The organism is Variovorax sp. 01T439_2, assembly GCF_056398445.1.
In genome coordinates, this window is the sequence record NZ_JBFTPJ010000364.1 from 1 (window position 1) to 5,329 (window position 5,329).

The following is a 5,329-nucleotide window of genomic DNA, read 5'->3' on the forward strand; positions in this document are numbered from 1 at the left end:
CTGTTATTCTGCGCAACATATTTGTTAGCGAAAGTATTCATGCGCGCTGGATCCTGGAGTTTTGCATTGACCATCCTCTGCTTGGGAAACCTTGCTGCCGAAGCTCAAACACCATTGCGCGCCTGGAACACCCACCCCGACGGCTACCCGGTCACGGAGGCCATGAAAAGCTTCATCCAGGAAGTGGACGCGGCAACCAAGGGCAAATACAAGATCGAGCTTTTCTCCAACGCCGTGCTGGGCGACCAGGGCAAGGCCGTCGCCATGCTCAAGGCCGGCGAGATCGACGTGGCCGAGTTCAATTCGGCGCCGCTGTCCGAGGCCGCGCCGGGGCTCAAGGCATTCAATCTCCCGTTCCTGTTCCACGACTCTGCGCACATGTTCCGGTATCTGGATGGCGAGATGGGCACGCGCCTGGCGGAGACGCTGAAGGCTTCGGGCTACGTGGTGCTGGGCTGGTACGACGGCGGTGCGCGTTCGTTCTACTGCGCCAACAAGCCGGTGACGAAGCGCGAGGATCTGGTGGGGCAAAGAATCCGGGTGCAGCAATCGGAGGTGTACATCGAGATGGTCAAGCTGCTGGGTGCCACCCCGGTGGTCGTGCCCTACAAGGAAGTGCTCGATGGATTCCAGAAGGGAACGATCGACTGCGCCGAAGGCAACATGGCCTCGTACGAAGCCACCGGGCACTACAAGGTGGCCAAGTACATGCTGCTGGACAGCCACATGATTTCTCCCGAGGCACTGGTTGTCTCCAGCAAGCTGTGGAACCGGCTCAGCGCCGAGGAGCGCACCGTGTTCCAGAAGGCCGGTAAAAAATCGGCGGTCCTGATGCGCGAGCTGTGGGAGAAACGAAGCATCGCGGCGCGTGCCGCGGTAGCCAAGGACGGCGTCCAGTTTGCCAACGTGCAGGACTTTTCTCCCTACATCCGGAAGATGTCGCCGCTCTATACCAAGTACATGACCGACCCGGCCACCCGAGCCGAATTGTTCGCCATCGTCGGGAACCAGTAAGCGCTGCCCGGCCCCGTTCAGGCCGAGGCCGGCTCGACAAGGCGGATGCCCACGTCGCCCTCGCGCTCGAGCTGCGCCACCAGGCCCACCTCCCAATCCAGGTACTGCTTGAAGCCGGCGTCGCGCCTGGCAAGGTCGGCGTGTGCGTAGGGGCTGTGCCCATGGTCGTCGTCGCCCGTCAGCACGCCCTCGGGCCCGCTGCCCGTGGGCAGCCGCGCGGCGGCCCAGGCCTGCGTGCCGCCCGCGAGCGCGTGGACCTCGCGGCCGATGCGCGCACCCAACTCCGCGGCCACGATGCGCGCGAGCACGCCGTCCGACGAGGTGAGCACGATTTGCTGCGATGCAGGCAGGTCGGCGATGAACTCCTGCAGCCGGTCGGGTACCGCGAAGCGCGCGCCTGCGACATGCCGGCGCTCGTAGGCCGAGCGGCGCTCCACGTCGAACACCACCGCCGTGCCGGCCTCGAGCGCGGCAGCGGCTTCGCGCGGCGCGATCTGCGGTGTGCCCGTGCGCAGCTGCAGCACGCGCACGGCTTCGGGGCCGAGCACCAGCACCGGCAAGGCCGGCGGTGAAAGCACGAACACCTCGTGGCCGCCCAATTGCGCGAGCCATGCGCCGGTGGTCAGYGCGCGCACGCCGTCCCAGTCGGCCAGCACGATGCGTGCGCCGCGGGTGCCCACGTATTCGTCGGTGGCCTGCACCAGCTGGCCGCCGGGCGCCCAGCGCCAGCCTTCGAGATGGCCGGCCTCGTATTCCTGGCGCGTGCGCACGTCGAAGCGGTAGAGCGAGCGCTCGCCGGCCTCGGCTTCGAAGCGCGCCAAGGTGGCTGTGTCGATGCGGCGCACGCCTGCGCGCGCCGCCACGCTCTCGGCTCGGGCGCGGGCCTGCTGCCGCGCGTGCGCGTCCGGCTCGGGCAGCGGCGCCGCGCGGCCATGGCTGAGCTTGCGGCCCGCCAGCAGCCAGGCCATGGTGCCGTCCTTGAGCGAGACCACCGGGTTGGGAATGCCCGCGTCGATGAGCGTCTGCGCGCCCACGATGCTGCGCGTGCGGCCGGCGCAGTTGACCACCACCAGCGTCTCGGGCCGGGGCGCGAGCGCCTGGATGCGGTAGACCAGCTCGGCACCCGGCAGGCTGTGGGCGAACGGCAGGCTGAAGTCGGCAAACTCCTCGGGCGTGCGGCTGTCGACCACCACGATGTCGTCGCCGCGCTCCACGCGCTCGTGCAGTTCGTCGACCGAGATCCACGGCGTGTGCTTCCGGTGCTCGATGACTTCGCCGAAGGCCTTGCTCGGCACGTTGCTGCCGCTGAAGAGTTCATAGCCCGCGGCGGCCCACCCTTGCGTGCCGCCGGCCAGCACCGACACGTTGCGCCAGCCCAGGCGCACGAGCTTGGCGGCGGCCTGGTGCGCGAGCGATTCGTCGGCATCGGCCAGCACGATGCGGGTGCTGCGGCGCGGCACGAGGCGGTCGATCAGCACTTCCAGCCGCCACAGCGGCGCCGAGGCCGCAAGCAGGATGTGGCTGCGCACGAAGACGCCGGCCTCGCGCACGTCGAGCAGCGCGATCTCCTCGCCATCGGCCAGCGCGGCCTTCAGTGCCTGCGGCGTGATCGCCGGATGGCGGATGTTCTTCGGCGCCGCGAATTGGCGATAGCTGCCGCCCGCCGCGCCTTCGAACACCACGCGCTTGTCGAGCAGCTCGAGCGCGCGGCCGTAGAAGTGCAGGTGGCGCCCGTCCTGGCCGCCGACCAGCTCGATGGTGTGCACATCGTCGGGCAGCAGCACGACGACGCTTCCGGCAGCGACGTCGACGGTGCGCTGGTGTACCAGCGCATCGCGTGCGGGATCGCCCGTCTTCTCGCGGCGATAGAGCTCGTTGCGTTCGCTGCCCTCCACGCCGGCGATCACCGCCCAGGTCGTGTGGTCGTGCGGCGGCTGGGCCTTGCCTGCCACGCCGGCCGACAGGTACAGCGCGAAGCCGCCGTCGGTGTCCTCGGCCAGCCGGTAGACCTGCGCGGGGTGCTCGGCATCGACCGGGAAGTGAGCGGCCGGAAACAGTGCGCGGCGCTGCCCCAGCCGGACCAGCGCATCGGCCACGGGCTGCAGCGTGTCGTGGGAGGCGGCTGCGCCGGGAAGCAGCAGGCTTCGGACCTGCGCGAGGAAGGCTTCGACGGCGCGCGCGCGTTCACTGGCAACATCGTTTCCCGCGGTTTCGACAGACAGTTCGCTCAGGCTCATGGGGGGCGGCTTTCAGGCAAGAGAAGACAACAGGGCTGCGGACAGCCTACGCAGCCGGCCGCGCGCTCCCAACGAAGTTTTTCTTCTACGCATATCCGGATTGCTTCGTTGGCCGGCGCCGGGCGCGCCTCTAGATTGCGCCACCTGATGCAAATATTCTTCCTACCCCGCGTCCCACGTCGCGCCATGCTGCTGAGCGCGCTCGCATTTGCAGCCCTTCTTCACCCGTTCACCGCCGCCGCCGCCGACGAGGCGGCCGGATTCCCTTCGAAACCGGTACACATCGTGGTGCCCGTGGCCGCAGGCGGCAGCGCCGACAAGCTCACGCGCCTCATCGCCGAACGCCTGACCGAACGCTGGGGCCAGAACGTGGTGGTCGAGAACGTCGCGGGCGCCAGCGGCACCATCGGCGCCGCGCGCGTGGCCAAGGCCACGGCCGACGGCCACACGCTGCTGCAGCAGGGCGAGGGCCTGACGCTCAACGCCATTCTTTTCGAGCGCCTGCCCTACGACGGACAGAAGGCCTTCACGCCGGTGATCAAGGCGGTGGTCAATCCGCAGATCCTCGTGGTCAACCCGAAGACCGGCATCAACGACTTCCGCAGCTACCTGGCCCGCGCCAAGGCGCAGCCGCAGTCGATCAGCCTCGGCCTGCCGGGCAACGGCGGCATCGCGCACGTGGCGCACGAAATGATCGCGCAGGACACCGGCGCGCAGGTGAACTACATCCCCTACTCCGGCGGCGGCCCCGCGACCCTCGACGTGCTCGCGGGGCATGTGGACGCCACCCTGATCACGCTGGCCGCGGTGACCGACCATGTGCGCGCCGGCAAGCTGCGCGCGCTGGCCGTGACCACCGGCTACCGCTCGAGCGCCCTGCCCGACGTGCCGACCATGAGTGAAGCCGGCCTGCCCGGCTTTGCCGTGGAGAGCTGGCAGGGCTACTTCGCACCGGCCGGCACGCCCGCCGCAGTGGTGGCAAAGATCAACCGCGACATCCAGGCCGTGATCTCCGCGCCGGAAACCCAGGCGAAGCTGGAGGACATGGGCTTCAAGGTCGCAGGCGGCACGCCTTCCGACATGGCGCGCACGCTGTCGGCCGAACGATTGCGCTACGCGAAGACCATCCAGACGGCGGGCATCACGCTGCGCTGACAACACCGGCGTTGGCCTTGGCAACCAGCCTACCTGCTTGCGGTCAGGCGGACAGGAGGCTTTGTCCCCCCCACCTGGCGCCGGCAGTCGCCGGATTTCAGTGCATGCCCCTGGTCGCGATTCGCCAACTTCCCCAATGAAAAAGAGCGTCCGGAGGATGATTCCCGACGCGTGTGAAACCGATCGAAGATGCCTTGCAGCCCGCATGAGCACTGGCTTATGGAATGCTCCCGGTCCAAATCGGAGCTGTAGACCGCCTGCAGCTTGGCGAAGCGTTCCAGAGTGATATCTAGTTCTGCCGCCCGCGCGGTGAGTTCCTGGCGACGGTCAACTGCGGCACGCCGCTCGGCCGCGTTGTCATCCTGCACGGTCTGCAACTCGGCCGTGGTCATAGTCCCACTGGCTTCCATTTCCGCGAGCTGGGCGTCCACCTGCGTCCGGTCTGCCGGCGCGTCGCCCCCCATTTTCTGGGGCGGCAGCATCGACTACGTCGACTCGGCCGGCCCATCGCATCCCACGTGCGAAACCAGACGAGATGACGGTCGGCGGCGAAGCCTATCGGCGCGCGCATTGCATGCGCCCTATCAGTTGACGGTCAGGGAAATTGGCTCAGCAGGTTCAGCCACGCAATGTGAATACGACCGAGAGGTATGAGAGCGGCGTTTCAAGGATCGCTTCCACACCATGAGGCACGCTGGCCTCGAAAAGAAGCGAGTCGCCCTGCCCGACGTTCACGATTTTGCCGCCGTACCTGTACTGCGCGCGTCCCGAGATCACGTACAGGAACTTGATCCCCGGGTGCTGAAAACTGCTATAGGGCTCAGCCTGCGGCAGGAGCGTCACCAGATAGGGCTCAACGAACAAGTTGCCCGACAGCAAATGGCCAAGCAACTCATAGCGGTAGTCCTTCACYGCGCCAATAC

Annotated in this window: 5 protein-coding genes; 2 read left to right on the forward strand and 3 right to left on the reverse strand. The window is 67.5% G+C overall.

Going from position 1 to position 5,329, the window contains the following annotated elements:
• The first annotated feature begins 66 nt into the window (after positions 1–66).
• A complete protein-coding gene (locus AC1DOC_RS17680) occupies positions 67–1,014 on the forward strand; it encodes a TRAP transporter substrate-binding protein (RefSeq protein ID WP_018902975.1) in 948 nt (315 codons plus the stop codon).
• A 17-nt stretch (positions 1,015–1,031) separates the two neighbouring features.
• Here the strand turns inward: AC1DOC_RS17680 and AC1DOC_RS17685 are convergent, their stop codons facing one another.
• Positions 1,032–3,251 (reverse strand): rhodanese-like domain-containing protein, encoded by a 2,220-nt coding sequence (locus AC1DOC_RS17685; RefSeq protein ID WP_369664359.1) that lies wholly within the window; start codon positions 3,249–3,251, stop codon positions 1,032–1,034.
• Positions 3,252–3,437: 186 nt separating this feature from the next.
• Between AC1DOC_RS17685 and AC1DOC_RS17690 the strand changes: the two genes are divergently transcribed.
• Positions 3,438–4,406 carry a tripartite tricarboxylate transporter substrate binding protein gene (locus AC1DOC_RS17690; RefSeq protein WP_012747017.1) on the forward strand — a complete coding sequence of 323 codons (969 nt, stop codon included), beginning with the start codon at positions 3,438–3,440 and terminating at the stop codon, positions 4,404–4,406.
• A 29-nt stretch (positions 4,407–4,435) separates the two neighbouring features.
• On the opposite strand, the gene AC1DOC_RS17695 is transcribed toward AC1DOC_RS17690, so the two are convergent.
• Positions 4,436–4,837 (reverse strand): hypothetical protein, encoded by a 402-nt coding sequence (locus AC1DOC_RS17695; protein ID WP_150106756.1) that lies wholly within the window; start codon positions 4,835–4,837, stop codon positions 4,436–4,438.
• 187 nt (positions 4,838–5,024) lie between these two features.
• Positions 5,025–5,329, reverse strand: a 305-nt coding sequence (locus tag AC1DOC_RS17700; protein WP_478130175.1) for a cupin domain-containing protein, incomplete at its 5' end; no start/stop codon positions are given.

Coding starts and splice junctions, on each gene's coding strand:
- AC1DOC_RS17690 (WP_012747017.1), top strand. CDS start 3,438: ATGCTGCTGAGCGCGCTCGCATTTGCAGCCCTTCTTCACCCGTTCACC.